We start from the raw sequence: 16108 nt of genomic DNA, 5'->3' as shown, positions 1-16108 counted from the left end.
ACGCCGTTGGATTCGCAGTGGCATATCACCTATCACATACTTTGAGCAGCTGTGCATCCGATTTTGTTAACCCGGTTAAGTCATGTACCGTGCCCATCGACGTGCCGAAACGCGCGGCGGCGCTTTACGATCGACTTCCCAAGCGCCGCAAGCTTTGTCCGCATCCTTCGAAGGAGCATCGTGAACAACGGAACCTGGACACTCCTGCGCCGCGACGGCGTGGCCCTCGTCATCTCGGCACCGGAAACAGGCCTGCCGGCCGTGCTCCACTGGGGCGCCGACCTCGGGCCGCTGGAAGCCGGGGACCTCGACGGGCTCGACCGGCTGACAGGACGCCAGACCGCGCCCGGCACCCTCGACGCCGCATGGCGGCTCTCCTTGGCGCCGCAGGAATCCGAAGGCTGGTCGGGCCGGCCGGCGCTCCTCGCCACGAGGGACGGGCGGCCGCTCTTCCCGCGCTGGACGGCGACCCTGACGCAGAGGGACGACGCGGCCGTGGAAGTCGCGGCCGTCGACGCCGAAGCGGGCCTGACACTGTTGACCCGGCTCGCGATCGGCGCGGGCGGGCTCGTCCTCGTGGACCACGAACTGCGCAACGACGGCGGCGGGACCGTGGAGGTCGCCTGGCTGGAGGCGACACTGCCCGTGCCGAAGACAGCCGACCACCTCACCTCCTTCACCGGCCGCTGGGCCCGCGAGAAGGCGCCGGCGACGGCCGCGATCCCGCGCGGCACCACGGTGCGCGAATCGCGGCGCGGCCGCGGCGGCCACGACTCGCCATGGGTCACTCTGGCCTCCAACGGAACCCCGAAGAACCGCAGCGGCGACGTGTGGGCCGTGCACCTCGGCTGGAGCGCCGACGTACGCCACCGCACCGACCGCCCCACCGACCACGTGACGCTCATCGGCGCGGGCGAACTGCTGCGCCCGAGCGAGATCCGCCTCGATCACGGCGATTCCTACAGCGCGCCGACCGCGTACTTCTCCTGGTCCGACGCCGGGCTCGACGGCATCGCCGACCGCTTCCACACCTGGATGCGCGAACGCCCGCAGCACCCGAAGACCGCCCGCCCGCTCGTGCTCAACACCTGGGAGGCCGTGTACTTCGACCACGACCCGGCGCGACTGGAGGCCTTGGCGCGCAAGGCGGCCGACATCGGCGTCGAGCGGTTCGTGCTCGACGACGGCTGGTTCATGGCCCGCCGCCACGACCGGTCCGGTCTCGGCGACTGGGAGGTCGACCCGGCGGTCTGGCCCGACGGCCTCGAACCGCTCGCCGAACTCGTGCGATCGCTGGGCATGCAGTTCGGGCTCTGGTTCGAGCCCGAGATGGTCAACCTCGACTCCGACCTCGCCCGCGCGCACCCCGACTGGCTGCTCGCCAACCCGGCGTCCGTGCCCTCCCCCGAGGGCATCTCGTTCCGCGCGCAATACGTGCTCGACCTCGCGAATCCCGAAGCGTTCGAGCACGTCCGCTCCCAGATGTCGACACTGGTCGAGCGGCTCGGCATCGCGTTCATCAAGTGGGACCACAACCGCGACCTGGTCGAAGCGGTCCATGACGGGCGGCCCGGCACGCATCCGCAGACCCTCGCGACCTACCGGCTCATCGACCGGCTCAAAGCCGACCACCCGGGCCTGGAGATCGAGTCGTGCTCCTCCGGCGGCGCCCGCACCGATCTCGGCATCCTCGCCCGCACCGACCGGGTCTGGGCCTCCGACTCGAACGACCCCGTCGAGCGCCAGGAGATCCAGCGCTGGACCGAGCTCGTGCTGCCGCCCGAGATGATCGGCGCGCACGTGGGCCCCTCCCCCGCCCACTCGTCCGGGCGGGCCACGCCGCTGCCCTACCGGATCGCGACCTCGCTGCAGGGCTCGGCCGGGTTCGAATGGGACATCATGTCCTGCACCGAGGAAGAGACGGAACTCATCAAGGCGTTCGGCGCGCTCTACAAGGAGCTGCGCGGCCTCCTGCACACCGGCAGCGTCGTCCACCCGGACGTGGTGGACCCGGCGCTGCGCGTGCGCGGCGTCGTCGCGGCCGACCGCTCCGAAGCGGTGTTCACCGTCGCCACGGTCGCCTCGATCGAAGACGCGCTGCCCGAACGGCTCCGGCTCGACGGGCTCGACCCGCAGCGGCGCTACACGCTGCGGGTGCGGGAGGAGATCGGCGACCCGAAGCACGGCTGGACGACGCCGCCGTGGCTCGGCAAGGATCCCGTCTCGGTCCCGGGCCGCGTGCTGGCCGAGGTCGGGCTGCAGCTGCCGGGCCTGTGGCCGGTGCAGGCCGTCATGATCCATCTGACGGCCGAATGACATAGCGGCGCAAGCCGGGTCATGCGGGGTCGTCCGCTTCGGCGGTCGGCCCCGGTCTTCTGCCGAGGGCGCCTCTTGTAGATCGGTCTACATCATGTGTAGATTGATCTCCACTGCTTCACGGAGGAGGTTGCCATGGCGGCTCGCGGTCAGGCCGGTCCAGCCACCATCGAGGACGTCGCGCGCGCGGCGGGCGTCTCGCGGTCCGCGGTCTCCAAGGTCATCCGCGACGCCTACGGGGTCAGCCCGGCGATGCGCGAGCGCGTGACGGCCGCGATCGAGCGACTCGGCTACCGACCCCGCGTCTCGGCGAGGGGCATGCGCGGCAAGACCTTCACGCTCGGCATCGAGATCCCCGACCTGGCGAACCCGTTCTACCCGCTGCTGCTCGCCGGAGCGACCGCGGCGCTGTCCGGCACGCCCTACCAGCTCGTCATCGCCCCGGCCGATCCCGCGCACAGCGAGGGCTACCGGGCCCTCCAGGCCCTCGTCGACCGGCAGGTCGACGGAGTCATCGCGGTCTCGCCGCTGGTCGAACAGGCCTGGCTCAGCGAGGTCTCGGCCACCGTCCCGTTGGTGATGCTCGGACGCCACGACCGGGCCGAGGAGTACGACACGGTGGTGAGCGACGACGAGGCCGGGGCCCTCACGGTGATGCGGCACCTCTTCGACCTCGGGCACCGCGACATCGCCCACCTCACCGGAGAACCGGAGGATTCCGATCCCGGTTTCGGTGTGCCGCAGGCGATCCGCTTGCAGGCCTATCGGACGGCGATGCAGGAGGCCGGCCTCGGCGACCGCATCAACATCGCCCACGTTCCCGGCGTCACCGCAGGCGCCCATCGGGCCGCTCTGCGGCTGCTCGCCGAGACCGAACGGCCGACCGCGATCGTCGCCTGCCACGACGAACCGGCGCTCGAGGTCCTGCGCGCCGTCGCCGACGCGGGGCTCACCGCCGACGACGTCTCGGTGGCCGGATACGACGGCATCGCGATCGCCGGCCACCCCGGCATCTCGCTCACCACCATGCGCCAGGACGGCGAGCGGATGGGCCGCCGCTCCGTCGAACTGCTGCTCGAACGCCTCGCGGGGCGCACCGCACCGCGACACGAGGTGGTCGAACCCGACCTCGTCGTCCGCTCCAGCACCCGGCCGCCGCGGGCGCTCGGGGGCCGCTGAAGTCCAGCGCGGTCACCGCCGCACGAGTGAATCGTTCAATCGACCGGCACTACGAACGACCGAACAGGAAGCACCGCATGAACCCTCTGCACCCCTCAGTCCACTCCCTCCGCGCCGAATACCGCACCGACGCCCCGTTCGTCGGCACGAGCCGACCCCGGCTGTCGTGGAAGACCATGACCAGGACTCGGAACTGGACGCAGGTGAGCGCCGAAATCGAATGGCGGCGAGGCGAAGCGGCCGCGATCGCCCAGGTCGAGGGCGCCGAGTCGGTGTTCGTCGAGTGGCCGTTCGAATCCCTGCTCCCCCGGGAGCGCGGGGAGCTGCGGGTCCGCGTGCGCGGCTCCGACGGCGAAGCATCGGATTGGAGCGCGCCGCTGGAGATCCGCGCCGGATTCCTCGCCGAGGGCGAATGGCGGGCGGCGTTCCTCTCCGCGCCCGATCCCGCCGACATCGGGCAGCCGGTGCTGCTGCGCCACGAATTCCAAGTGCGCGAAGGGCTCCGGGCCGCAACGCTGTACAGCACCGCGCGCGGACTCTTCCAGGTCGAGCTCGGCGGCGTCGCGGTCGACGACGAGCGCTTCAAGCCCGGATGGACCGCGTACCAGAGCCGGATCGTGCACGAGACGAACGACGTGACCGCGCTGCTCACGACCGGCCCGAACGCACTCGGCGCCATGCTTGCGGGCGGCTGGTACACCGAGAGCTTCGGCTTCCACGGCGCGGCCGAGCCGTTCTACGGCGGACAGCCGAGTTTCGCCGCGCAGCTCGTCCTCGAATACGCCGATGGTCCGGCGGAAGTGATCGCCACCGGCGAGGGGACCTGGCGGACGACCGTCGACGGGCCGCTCACCGCGAGCGGGATCTACGCCGGCGAGGACTACGACGCACGGCGGGAGTCGCCAGGCTGGTCTTCACCGGGCTTCGACGACGCGTCCTGGCTCGACGCGCGCACGGACGCCGCCGAGGCGGTCACTCCCGTCCCGCGCACCGCCCCGCCGGTGCGCGCCACCGAGGAGCTGCCTGTCGCCGAGGTACTCACCTCACCCAGTGGACGGACGATCCTCGACTTCGGGCAGAACCTCGTCGGGCACCTGCGGATTCGCGTCTCCGGCCGGGAGGGCGACACCGTCGTGCTGCGCCACGCCGAAGTCCTCGAACACGGCGAGCTCGGCGTGCGGCCGCTCCGCCACGCCAAGGCCACCGACCGCTACACGTTGGCGGGCAACGGGGTCGAGACCTGGGAGCCCGCGTTCACCTTCCACGGGTTCCGGTACGCCGAGGTCGAGGGCTGGCCGGGCGAGTTCGACCCGGCCGACGTCACCGCCGTGGTCGTGCACTCCGACATGGACCGAACCGGCTGGTTCGACTCCTCGCACGCGCGGCTCAACCGCCTCCACGAGAACGTCGTGTGGGGCATGCGGGGCAACTTCCTGTCGATCCCCACCGACTGCCCGCAGCGCGACGAGCGCCTCGGCTGGACCGGCGACATCCAAGTCTTCTCCCCCACCGCGTCCTACCTGTTCGACGCGAACGGGTTCCTCTCGTCGTGGCTCGAGGACCTCGCGCTCGAACAGGAGGAGAACAACGGTGTCACGTTCATCGTGCCGAACGTGCTCGAATGGGCGAAGACCCCGGCGGCGGCCTGGGCGGACGCGGCCACCGTCGTGCCCTCCGTCCTCTTCGAACGGTACGTGGACAGGGCCGTGCTCGAACGGCAGTACCCGAGCATGAGGGCCTGGGTCGACCAGGTCGCCGCGCTCGCCGGCGAACGGCGGCTCTGGGAGGGCGACTTCCAGTTCGGCGACTGGCTCGACCCCAGCGCACCGCCGGACGACCCGTTCCGGGCCAAGACCGACCACGACATCGTCGCCAGCGCCTACTTGTTCCGGTCCTCCCGGCTCGTCGCGGACGCGGCGCGGTCGCTCGACCATGACGAGGACGCGAAGCGCTACGGCGAGTACGCGGAGGAGGTGCGTGCGGCGTGGTTGCGGGAGTATGTGACTCCTGCGGGCCGGATCATGTCGGACGCGCAGACGGCGTACGCGCTGGCGATCGTGTTCGAGCTGGCGACCGAGCCGGAACTGGTCGGTCGCCTCGGCGACCGGCTGGCCGAGCTGGTGGAGGGGGCGGACCACCGGATCGGGACCGGGTTCGTGGGGACCCCGCTGATCCAGGACGCCCTCGTGCGGACGGGGCACGCCGAGACGGCGCGGGCGCTGCTGCTGCAGACGGGCGCGCCGTCATGGCTGTACCCGGTGACGATGGGCGCCACGACGATCTGGGAGCGCTGGGACTCCATGTTGGAGGACGGCTCGATCAATCCCGGGGAGATGACCTCGTTCAACCACTATGCGTTCGGTGCCATCGCGGACTGGATGCACCGCGCGGCGGCGGGGCTGGCGCCGCTCGAGCCGGGGTACCGGCGGATGGCGATCGCTCCGGTGCCGCTGGCGGGGCTGGAATGGGCGGCGACGGAGCACGAGACGCCGTACGGCCGCGCGCGGGTGCGCTGGGAGGCGGGCGATGGCGGCGTGGTCGTGCGGGCCGCGGTGCCGCCCAACACGAGTGCGCTGGTGGCGTTGCCCGGGTGCGAGCCGTGCGAGGTAGGTTCCGGGGAGTACGAGTGGACGATCGCGGACCCGCGTCCGGCCACGGTTTAGGTTTCGGGGTCTCGGGCCGCGCACTCGGTTCGAGGCCCCGATCTTGGGGCGCTCCGGTGTTACGGTGGGCGCGCCGGGCGTCCCCTCACCGCCTCTGGAGACCTCGATGGCGAACCGGCCTTCGGTCAGCCTTGTCATGGCGACCTGCGACAAGCGCGAGTACCTCGCGTTCACGCTCGAGGCGCTGCTCGCGCAGACCGAGTCGCGGTTCGAGGTGGTGGTGTGCGACGACGGGACGCGGGGCGGGGTCGCTGATGTGGTGGCGCCGTTCGCGGATCGGCTCGATCTCCACCTCGTGGTGCAGGAGAACCGGGGCAGGGCTGCGGCTCGGAACGCGGCTCTCGAACGGGGCAAGGGGATCTGGTGGTCTTCATCGACGACGACCGGTTGGCCGCGCCCGGTTTCGTGGCCGCGCACGCGGACGCGGCGAACGGCGGCGGGGTGATCGGATGGAAGCGCCGGGCGCTCACCTGGTGGCGGCCGGGGATGCTGCCGATCGGCGAGGCCGACCTGATGCGATTGGCGTTCCGGGTGGGCGGGACCGCGCGGCTGCGCGAGCCGCTGCGGCTGCTGGGGGCGGGTGAGCTGGAGGCGGATGCGGAGGGTGCGCTCGCCCGCGTCGATCTGGGCGAGGAGCGCGACAACTACCGGCAGGTCGTCGAGGCGTTCGGGCCGGGCCTGGAGGATTTCCGGTTCGCCTGGGGCCTGGCCACGACCGCGAACCTGGCGGTGCCGCGCGAGGCCGTCGCGAAGGTCGGGGGTTTCGACGAGGCCTTCACCGGGTGGGGCATGGAGGACACGGATCTGAGCTACCGGCTGCACCGGGAGGGCCTGCGGTTCTCGGTGCACGCGGCGGCGGTGAACTACCACCAGGTGCATCCGCTCGCCGACCCCGATCCGGTCGCGGCCGGGCGGATCATGAAGGCGCAGTTGATGCGGAACCTCGAGCATTTCTGCGATCGGCACCGGTCGCTCGACGCGCACCTGTTCCGGGCGTGCTGGGAGACGGCGATGAGCCTGACGGAGGCGGACGGGCTGCTGAAGCGGGCCGAGACCGATCCGAAGCGGCGCCGAGAGTTGGAAACTTTTTATATGTCTCGGTAAATCAGCATGGGCCGAGAAGACCGTTGCGGTCGCTCCCGCCATCGGCTACGGTCGATCGGCGAGGCATGAAAACGATTCGACAAGCGGTGTCAGAGCACCGGCGAAGGAACCATATGAGCGAGCGAAAAGCCCTGGTCGTCCGAGGCGGATGGGAAGGGCACGCACCGGTCGAAGCGACTGAACTGTTTCTTCCCTTCCTGCGGGAGAACGGCTTCGAAGTGCGGGTCGAGGAGTCCCCCGAGGTGTACGCCGACACCGAGGTCCTCGCCGCGACCGACCTCATCGTCCAGAGCGTGACGATGTCCGAGATCAGCCACGACCAGCTGCAGGGCCTGCGCACCGCCGTCGCGGCGGGCACCGGCATGGCGGGCTGGCACGGCGGCATCGCCGACTCCTACCGGAACTCCTCGGACTACCTGCAGCTCATCGGCGGCCAGTTCGCGACCCACCCCTCGAAAGAGCCGGGGAGGTGCAAGGGCGGCCAGGAGGACAACTACCTGCCCTACACCGTCGAACTCACCGAGCTCGGCCGCAAGCACCCGATCATGGAGGGCCTCGAGGACTTCGAACTCGACACCGAGCAGTACTGGGTCCTGCACGACGACCTCATCGACGTCCTCGCCACGACCACGCACCCCGTGCGGCCGTGGCACCCGTGGCACCGGCCGATCACCTCCCCGGCCGTGTGGACGCGCCAGTGGGGCGAGGGCCGCATCGTCGTCGCCACCCCCGGCCACAGCGTCGACGTCCTCCAGGACGAGAACGTCCGCACCATCATCGAAAGGGGCATGCTGTGGGCGACCCGCACGGCGTAGGCATCGTCGGCCTCGGAGCCATTTCCGGCCAGTACCTCCAGACCTTCTCGGCCTGCCCGGGCATCCGGATCGCGGCGGTCGCGGACCTCAACGAGGCGCGCGCGGCCGAGGTCGCCGAGGCGACCGGGGCCGTGCCGCTCAGCGTGGACGAACTCGTGGCACACCCCGATGTGGACACCGTCCTCAACCTCACGATCCCCGCGGCCCACGCGGACATCGCGCTGCGCGCCATCGCCGCGGGCAAGCACGTGTACGGCGAGAAGCCGCTCGCGGCCGCCTTCGACGACGCCGTGCGCGTGGTCGAGGCCGGCGACGCCGCCGGCGTGCGGGTCGGGTGCGCCCCGGACACGGTGCTGGGCACCGGGACCCAGACCGCGCGGGCGGCGATCGACAAGGGCGACATCGGCATCCCGACGTTCGCCACCGCGACGATGATCGCCTCCGGTCACGAGCGCTGGCACCCGAACCCGGACTTCTACTACACCGAGGGCGGCGGGCCGCTGCTCGACATGGGGCCGTACTACGTGACCGCGCTCGTGCACCTGCTCGGCCCGGTCGTCTCGGTCACGGGCGCCTCCAGCCGCTCGCGCGACCAGCGCACCATCCACTCCGGTCCCCGTGCGGGCGAGCAGGTCCCGGTCTCGATCGACACGCACGTCACCGGGATCCTCGAACACGCGGGCGGGGCGCTGAGCACCCTCGTGATGAGCTTCGACGGGCACGCCACCCAGGCCCCGAACATCGAGGTCCACGGCACCGAGGGCACCATCGGCGTGCCCGACCCGAACCACTTCGACGGCGAGGTAAGCCTGCACCGGATCGGTGACGACCGGCTCGTGCTCCCGGCCAGCGCCGGGTACACGGCGTCGGGCCGGGGCGTCGGACTCATCGACATGGCTCGCGCGCAAGCGGATCGGGCCCCGCGGGCGAACGGCGCGCTGGCGCTCCACGTCCTCGAGGTGATGACCTCGCTGCTGCGGTCGGCCGAGACCGGCGGGCGGCTGGACATCCGGACCGCGGTGGAACGCCCCGATCTGGTGCCGCTCACCGCTCACGCGGACTGGACCGCGGCCTGAAGATATAGAAATTAATCAATCCGACAATCTTCACATTACCGCGGAGTAACGGTAGTCTCGCTCTTACGATCCGTCGACAGCGATGTTTCCGAACAGGAGACTGCCATGTCCACTCCCCGGAACAGGATCACCGCTGCGCTGGCAGCAGCGGTGTTCTCCACCCTCACTCTGTCCACAATGGCCTCATCGGCCCAGGCGGCGGAACGGCCCGACCCCGTTCCGCTGCCCGACCACCTCGAAACCGTTCGCGCCGCCGAAGCGACCGAGCTGTACGGCGACCCCGGCATCCTCCCGCTCGAGCAGCGCAAGACCTCGCTGGTCTCCTTGGGCGACAGCGAGATCTCCGGCGAAGGCGTCGGCAACTACGAGCCCGGCACGCACACGGACGGCAACTGGTGCGACCGCTCGCTCGACCAGGCGCTGTTCCGCACCGGCATCGAGAGCGACGAACGGTACAACGTCGCGTGCTCCGGCGCCGCCTCCCCGCACCTCCTCGAGGGGAGCGGCGAGCAGCAGTGGAACGAGCTCAACCAGGGCGACCAGCTCGCGATCAAGGCCCGCAACACCCACGTGAAGCTCGTGTGGATCGTTGTGGGCGCCAACGATGAAGGCGGCATCGAGTTCGGGCCCGTCGCCACCGAGTGCGCCACCAACCGCATCCTGTTCCTCGGCCCGTGCTGGGACGGCCATACCGACGACTGGGCGGCCCGCGTCGAGGTGAGCCAGGACGGCGTCGAGAACGCCATCGACGGCGTCCGGCAGACCCTCCAGGACGCCGGGTACCTCGCCACCGACTACGACCTCGTCGTCATGTCCTACCCCAGCCCCGGCGGGCCCGACGTGGAGGACAACCCGAACTTCCCCGGCTGGTACGCCGGGGGCTGCCTGCTCTACCTCGCGGACGCGGCCTTCGCGCGCAACAAGGCCGTGCCCCTGTTCGAGCGGGGCATCCGCGAGGCCGCATTGGGCAAGGGCGCGCGCTACCTCGACGCCCAGCGCCTCTTCGACGGCCACGGCGTGTGCGAGGCGCAGCCGTGGGCGCGCGGCGTCTTCGTCGAAGTGGGCGAACTGCCTTCGGAGCACGCGTTCCGGCAGTCCTTGCACCCCAACTACCTCGGTCACGGCGCATTCGCGCAGTGCATCACCGAGTTCTACGAGCATCCGGAGTGGCAGACCTCGACCTGCGTCGATCCGGCGAGCACCGGCAGCGCCGTGCTCTACGAAGGACTGCTCGAGTTCCAGGACCTCAAGGGCTCGACGGGCGGCCTGTGCGCCGACGCGGAAGGCTACGACTCCCGCAACGGCACCGACCTGATCGCCTGGAACTGCAACGGCGCCCGCAACCAGGGCTTCTGGTTCGACGAGGAGCGCGGCTCGCTGCACGTGGAACTGAGCCACGACCGCTGCGTCGACGTGGAGAGCGGCAAGATGCAGGCCGGGACCCCGTTGGTCCTGTGGGACTGCCACGGCGGCCTCAACCAGGAGTTCACCGTGACCGGCACCGGCATCCACCCCGTCGGCCACTCCAATCTGTGCCTCGGGTTCGACGGCACCGGCACAGGAGCACCGCTGGTCCTGGCGCCGTGCGGGTCAAGCAGCCTCAGCCTCGCCGACCGCGACTACGCCGACCCCGCCGGGTACGGATACGACGACTGGATCGGAGCGAGCGTCTACTAGGGAACGATGAAGCTCGCCTGGAGGCGCGCGGCCGAGATCGGCCGACGTCTCGGGCGAGCTTCAATCTTGCGGCGACGGGTGCGGCCGGAAGGAACCGGAGGCCCGGTGCCCGGGGCCTGGCGGAGATTCGGCCCGGGTTCAATCCAGCGACAAAAGGAACGCGGGGTATCACTTGAGGGCCCGTGTTCGGGGTCGGCGGGCGGAGGTTCGGTCGGGGTTCGAACTGGCAGCGACGGAAACGCGGGGTAGCGCCTAAGGCTCCGTCTCCGGGGCCGGGGTCGTCTTTGGAGCGAGGTGCAAACCGGCAGCGAGGGAAGGGTAGGCGGTGGTCCGGGGGTGTGTCGCCGAAGCGGGGGCCGGTGGTCGCCTCCGGTCGGGGGCTGGGTGGGTCCGGCCTGATGCCGCAGCGGCGGGGCGGTCGGCGGCACGGGAGCCGTCAGCCGCCGAGTTCGGCTCGGTTGCGCTCTTGTCCATGTCCATGTCCATGTCCATGTCCATGTCCATGTGCATGGTCGTGGTCCTCATGCGCCTGTGTCGCCTCCTTCCCGCTGCTCTACTTGCTTCCCTCGCTGGCCCTGCTGGCCCTGCTGGCCCTGCTGGTCTTGCTTCGGCTTCCGGTTCCGGCCCTTCGGCTTTCGCCTGGCCGCGCGCCGTCCCTGCCGGGGACGCGTGCTGGTGCCTACCGTCCCTGAGGGAGCGGTGCGGCCTCCCGGCGGATTCCGGTGGCTTGCCCGGGTGGATGCCGGGTGGATGCCGGTGGCGGTTTCGCCTCCCGAGGATCGCTTGCCGTTCCTGGGATCCGTCCTGCAGTCGCGCGGGCTTGCGGGCGCGGCGCTGCCGGGACGGGGTGGTGCTCGCCATGGACGTGCTTGCGGTGTCGCCGTACCGAGTCCTCTATTCGCTCGGTGTGGCCTCACCGCTGACGCTGGCGGGTCGTGCTCGGATCGCGTATGCCGTCGGTACGGCATCGCCTTCTGGTTGGGGTGATCCCAACTAGGATCGTCCACCCAGTCACGGCCCATCGGGGGCGCGGACAGCTGCGGGCGATGGCACGGGGGTGAGATCGGACGCCTCCAGCGGAGGACCACCCTGGCTTACCGGGTCGTCGCCTCGAAACAAGTCGGTTTGTCGGATCGGCCAGAGGCTTGTCGTAGTCTGCTTACACCTACCCCGACACCTGTACCAGTTTCCTGTCCCTGTACGTACCTCAATTGTCCCCCATACAGCCCCCGACTGTCATCACCCACAGGTGGAGAACCTCCTCATATTCCGCACCCTGAATCCGACCAGTCTCGCTGCGCCCCAACCCAAACCACACCCGCCACCCGACCAACCCACCCCACCCATCCACCTCCCCATCGCTGCCAGGTTTGACCTCGGCCATTCAGGACCGCAATGCCGCCGCACAACCACGGCACGGCCGCCCCCAGGCCCGAACCGCCTCGCAGGATCGCGCAGACGCGTAGGCTTCGCCCTTGGGACGCATCGTGAAGGGACGTGGAGATGGCATCCGAGGAACGCGAAGTCGACCTGGTCGTGATCGGCGCCGGGGCGGTCGGCGAGAACGTCGCCGACCGCGCCGTCAAAGGCGGCCTGGAGACGGTGATCGTCGAACGCGAACTCGTGGGCGGCGAATGCTCCTACTGGGCATGCATGCCCTCGAAAGCGCTCCTGCGCCCGGTGCAGCTGCTCGGCGCGGCCCGGGCGCTCCCGGGCGTGGCCGAAGCCGTCGACGGCGGCCTCGATGTGCCTGCGGTGCTTCGCAGGCGGGACGAGTTCACGAGTGCATGGTCCGACGACGGCCAGGTGAGCTGGCTCGAGAGCGCGAACATCGACCTGGTGCGCGGCACCGCCGAGTTCAGCGGCGAACGCGAGGTCACCGTAACGGCGAAGGACGGGGGCACCACGGTACTGCGGGCCCGGCACGCCGTCGCGCTCGCGACCGGGTCGACCCCGAATCTGCCGGACATTCCCGGTCTGCGCGAAGCGAAGCCGTGGACGAGCCGCGACGCGACGAGCGCCAAGTCGATCCCGAAGAGCCTCGCGATCATCGGCGGCGGCGTGGTCGCCGTCGAGATGGCGACAGTGTTCAAGGCGCTCGGCGCGGCGGTCACGATGATCGCCAAGCACGGCGTCCTCGACAGCGTCGAGCCGTTCGCGGCTGAGCGCGTCGCTGAGTCTCTGCGGGAGCATGGCGTCAAGATCCTCACGGAGACAACGACACTGAGAGTCGAACGCACCGAAGGGGACGTCCTGGTCGAGACCGACAAGGGCATGGTCGCCGCCACCGAACTGCTGGTCGCGGCCGGGCGGTCCCCCGCCCTCGCCGGTCTCGGCCTGGAGCGGATCGGACTCGACTCCGCCAAGCGGCTTGAAGTCGACGACACGTTGCGCGTCAACGGCTTCGACTGGCTGTATGCGGTGGGCGACGTCAACGGCAGGGTCCTGCTGACCCACCAGGGCAAGTATCAGGCGCGCGCGGCGGGCGACGTGATCGCCGCCCGCGCGGCGGGCCGACCGGTCGACGACGCGCCCTGGGGAGCGCATGTCGCGACCGCCGACCACGATGCGGTTCCGGTCGTCATCTTCACCGACCCTGAGATCGCGGCCGTCGGGCCCACGGCCGAACAGGCTCGCGCGCAAGGCAAGTCGATCCGGGTCGTGGACTACGACCTCGGCTGGGTCGCCGGGGCGAGCCTCTCCAGGGACGACTACAGGGGCGCAGCGCGGATGATCGTCGACGAGGACCGCGGCGTCATGATCGGGGCGACGTTCGTCGGCCCGGACGTGGCCGAGCTCGTGCATGCGGCGACCACTGCGATCGTCGGTGAGGTCCCCATCGACCGGCTCTGGCACGCCGTGCCGTCCTACCCCACCGTCAGTGAGATCTGGCTGCGGCTGCTCGAGGAGTACGGGCGGCCGTCCTCGGCGTGACCTTCGCTAGGCGGGCGCGCACGGCGAGGGCCGCGCAGGCGATCACGGCGAGCCCACCCGCCACTGTGGTCCAGGTCAGGGGCTCGCCGAGCAGCAGCGCGGCCCAGGCGATCGTCATCACCGGCTGCGTGAGCTGCACCTGGCTGACCTGCGCCATCGGGCCGATCGCGAGACCCCGGTACCAGGCGAAGAAGCCCAGGTACATGCTCACGGCCGCAAGGTAGGCGAACGCGAGCCACTGCACCGGCGTCGCCGACGGCGGCTCCTGCGCGATCGCGATGCCGCCCAGAGCGATCATGACCGGCGCGGACAGGATCAGCGCCCACGAGACCGTCTGCCAGGAACCGAGTTCACGAGCGAGCAGGCCGCCCTCGGCATAGCCGATCGCGGCGGCCGCCACCGCCCCGAACAGGAGCAGGTCGCTGTCGCCCAGCGACCCGAACCCGCCGCCCTGCAACGCCGCGAAGCACACCGCGGCGGCGGCGCCGAGGCCGGCGAACGTCCAGAACGATCCCGCCGGGCGCTCCCTCGCCCGCAGCACCGCCGTGATCGCCGTCGCCGCCGGGAGCAGTGCGATCACCACCGCGCCGTGCCCGGCAGAAGCGGTGGTGAGCGCGTACGAGGTGAGCATCGGGAAGCCGATCACGACGCCGCCCGCGACGATCGTGAGCCGACCCCACTGGGCCGCAGAGGGAAGGCGCTGACGCGTCGCGGCCAGCGCGACGGCCGCGAGCGCCGCGGCGATGACGGCGCGCCCCGAGCCGATGAACAGGGGCGAGAGGCCTTCGACCGCGATGCGGGTGAACGGGAGGGTGAAGGAGAACGCCAGGACCCCGAGGAAGCCCCACCACAGTCCTGCGCGCTGCGATAGCGCGGGCCGTGAGATGACGATAGTGCTACTCTCTGTATTCATGTCGAATGGTAGCACTCAGCGGATCGTGGACGGTCTGCGCGCGTGGATCGCGACCGCGCCGCCGGGCGCGAAGGTCCCGACGAACCGGGAGCTCATGCGGGAGTATGGCGCCGGGCCGGTCACCGTGCAGAAGGCGATGCACGCGCTCAATGCGCTCGGGCTGGTGGAGAGCCGGCTCGGGGTGGGCACGTTCGTGCGGGCGGTGCGCGCGCCGCGGGCGGCGGACTTCGGTTGGCAGACCGCCGCTTTGGGCTCGCCGCATGCACGGTTGCCGGTCGTGTCGTCGACGCAGCGTTCGGCGGCGCCGGATGCGATCAGCCTGCATTCGGGCTACCCGGATCGGGAGCTGCTGCCGGAGCGGATGGTGCGGGCCGCGCTCGCTCGGGCGGCACGATCGGAGGCGGCGCTGACGCGCTCGCCGATGCGCGGGCTGCCGGAATTGCAGGCGTGGTTCGCGGCGGAGCTGGGTGCTACCGCCCCGGCCGGGGTCGCCGCGCCGACGGCCCGTGACGTGATGATCGTGTCGGGCAGCCAGAGCGGTCTCAGTTCGGTGTTCCGCTCGGTGGTGGGGCCGGGCCGTCCGCTGCTCATCGAGTCGCCGACGTACTGGGGCGCGATCCTCGGGGCCGAGCAGGCCGGGTTGACGCTCGTGCCGGTTCCCAGCGGCGCCGAGGGCCCGGAGCCGGAGGAATTGGACCGGGCGTTCCGGCAGACGGGGGCGCGGGCGTTCTACGCGCAGCCGACGTTCGCGAATCCGACCGGGGTGCAGTGGTCGGCCCGGCGCGGGCGCGCGGTGCTGGAGGTCGTGCGGGGGCACGGGGCGTTCCTCATCGAGGACGACTGGGCGCATGACCTGGCGATCGATGCGGAACCGGCTCCGCTTGCGGCCCTTGACGACGGCGGGCACGTGATCTATGTGCGGTCGCTGACGAAGAGCGTGTCCCCCGCGCTGCGGGTGGCGGCCGTGGTCGCGCGCGGGCCGGTGCGCGACCGGATCGTGGCCGACCAGGGGTCCGAGGCGATGTACGTCAGCGGCGTCCTGCAGGCGGCCGCGCTCGACGCGGTCACGCAGCCGGGTTGGCGGAACCATCTGCGCGGCTTCAGGAATCAGGTGCGGCTGCGCCGGGACCTTCTCGTCGACGCGCTCCGGGAGCACGCCCCGGGAGCGACGCTCGAGCGCGTCCCGGCCGGTGGTCTCAACCTGTGGCTGCGCATGCCCGAGGGCACCGATGTGGAACGGCTGGTGCGGGAGTGCGAGTCCCGCGGGCTCCTCATCGCGCCCGGCACGGAATGGTTCCCGGCCGAGGCCGCCGGGCCTTACGTCAGGGTCAACTTCGCGGGCCCGGCCCCCGACCGGTTCCCCGAGGCGGCGCGGATCCTGCAGACCGCTCTTGAGGAGCAGGCCTGATGTCGGCTTGGCATCGTTCCGAA

General features: G+C 70.8%; 11 protein-coding genes. 10 read left to right on the top strand and 1 reads right to left on the bottom strand.

The features are described from left to right. Positions 1–177 precede the first annotated feature (177 nt). From JHY01_RS10035 to JHY01_RS09995, 9 genes are all read left to right on the top strand, one after another. The gene (locus JHY01_RS10035) at positions 178–2316 is read left to right on the top strand and encodes an alpha-galactosidase (RefSeq protein WP_374199517.1); all 2139 of its coding nucleotides are present in this window, start codon (positions 178–180) and stop codon (positions 2314–2316) included. 135 nt (positions 2317–2451) lie between these two features. Further along, a complete protein-coding gene (locus JHY01_RS10030; protein WP_205325494.1) occupies positions 2452–3495 on the top strand; it encodes a LacI family DNA-binding transcriptional regulator in 1044 nt (347 codons plus the stop codon). A gap of 77 nt (positions 3496–3572) precedes the next feature. Next, positions 3573–6158 (top strand): family 78 glycoside hydrolase catalytic domain, encoded by a 2586-nt coding sequence (locus JHY01_RS10025; RefSeq protein WP_240192592.1) that lies wholly within the window; start codon positions 3573–3575, stop codon positions 6156–6158. A 106-nt stretch (positions 6159–6264) separates the two neighbouring features. Then, positions 6265–6603, top strand: a complete 339-nt coding sequence (locus JHY01_RS10020) for a glycosyltransferase (RefSeq protein ID WP_205325493.1) — start codon at positions 6265–6267, stop codon at positions 6601–6603. Beyond that, on the top strand, positions 6522–7262 hold the full coding sequence (locus tag JHY01_RS10015; protein ID WP_205325492.1) for a glycosyltransferase family 2 protein: 741 nt from the start codon (positions 6522–6524) through the stop codon (positions 7260–7262). The genes JHY01_RS10020 and JHY01_RS10015 overlap by 82 nt, the downstream gene beginning before the upstream one ends. A gap of 113 nt (positions 7263–7375) precedes the next feature. Further along, the gene (locus tag JHY01_RS10010) at positions 7376–8077 is read left to right on the top strand and encodes a ThuA domain-containing protein (RefSeq protein ID WP_205325491.1); all 702 of its coding nucleotides are present in this window, start codon (positions 7376–7378) and stop codon (positions 8075–8077) included. Then, the gene (locus JHY01_RS26570; protein ID WP_205325490.1) at positions 8056–9153 is read left to right on the top strand and encodes a Gfo/Idh/MocA family protein; all 1098 of its coding nucleotides are present in this window, start codon (positions 8056–8058) and stop codon (positions 9151–9153) included. The genes JHY01_RS10010 and JHY01_RS26570 overlap by 22 nt, the downstream gene beginning before the upstream one ends. 105 nt (positions 9154–9258) lie before the next feature. Then, the gene (locus JHY01_RS10000; RefSeq protein ID WP_205325489.1) at positions 9259–10830 is read left to right on the top strand and encodes a ricin-type beta-trefoil lectin domain protein; all 1572 of its coding nucleotides are present in this window, start codon (positions 9259–9261) and stop codon (positions 10828–10830) included. Between the two features lie 1503 nt (positions 10831–12333). After that, positions 12334–13764 carry an NAD(P)/FAD-dependent oxidoreductase gene (locus JHY01_RS09995; RefSeq protein WP_205325488.1) on the top strand — a complete coding sequence of 477 codons (1431 nt, stop codon included), beginning with the start codon at positions 12334–12336 and terminating at the stop codon, positions 13762–13764. Here the strand turns inward: JHY01_RS09995 and JHY01_RS09990 are convergent. Further along, entirely contained in the window at positions 13709–14677 is a 969-nt protein-coding gene (locus JHY01_RS09990) for a DMT family transporter (RefSeq protein WP_205325487.1), read from the bottom strand. The genes JHY01_RS09995 and JHY01_RS09990 overlap by 56 nt on opposite strands. On the opposite strand from JHY01_RS09990, the gene JHY01_RS09985 reads away from it, so the two are divergent. After that, on the top strand, positions 14676–16085 hold the full coding sequence (locus tag JHY01_RS09985; protein ID WP_205325486.1) for a PLP-dependent aminotransferase family protein: 1410 nt from the start codon (positions 14676–14678) through the stop codon (positions 16083–16085). The genes JHY01_RS09990 and JHY01_RS09985 overlap by 2 nt on opposite strands. Positions 16086–16108 lie beyond the last annotated feature (23 nt).

The sequence above is a fragment of the Glycomyces sp. YM15 genome, from assembly GCF_016918015.1.
Classification (GTDB): Bacteria; Actinomycetota; Actinomycetes; order Mycobacteriales; family Micromonosporaceae; genus Glycomyces.
Note: the sequence above shows the minus strand (reverse complement) of the source record. Positions and strands in the feature narration are given on the sequence as shown.

Bases quoted from the DNA above. Each gene is read 5' to 3' on its own strand.
- JHY01_RS10030 (WP_205325494.1), top strand. From the start codon at position 2,452: ATGGCGGCTCGCGGTCAGGCCGGTCCAGCCACCATCGAGGACGTCGCG.
- JHY01_RS10025 (WP_240192592.1), top strand. From the start codon at position 3,573: ATGAACCCTCTGCACCCCTCAGTCCACTCCCTCCGCGCCGAATACCGC.
- JHY01_RS10020 (WP_205325493.1), top strand. From the start codon at position 6,265: ATGGCGAACCGGCCTTCGGTCAGCCTTGTCATGGCGACCTGCGACAAG.
- JHY01_RS10010 (WP_205325491.1), top strand. From the start codon at position 7,376: ATGAGCGAGCGAAAAGCCCTGGTCGTCCGAGGCGGATGGGAAGGGCAC.
- JHY01_RS10000 (WP_205325489.1), top strand. From the start codon at position 9,259: ATGTCCACTCCCCGGAACAGGATCACCGCTGCGCTGGCAGCAGCGGTG.
- JHY01_RS09995 (WP_205325488.1), top strand. From the start codon at position 12,334: ATGGCATCCGAGGAACGCGAAGTCGACCTGGTCGTGATCGGCGCCGGG.
- JHY01_RS09985 (WP_205325486.1), top strand. From the start codon at position 14,676: ATGTCGAATGGTAGCACTCAGCGGATCGTGGACGGTCTGCGCGCGTGG.
- JHY01_RS09990 (WP_205325487.1), bottom strand. From the start codon at position 14,677: ATGAATACAGAGAGTAGCACTATCGTCATCTCACGGCCCGCGCTATCG.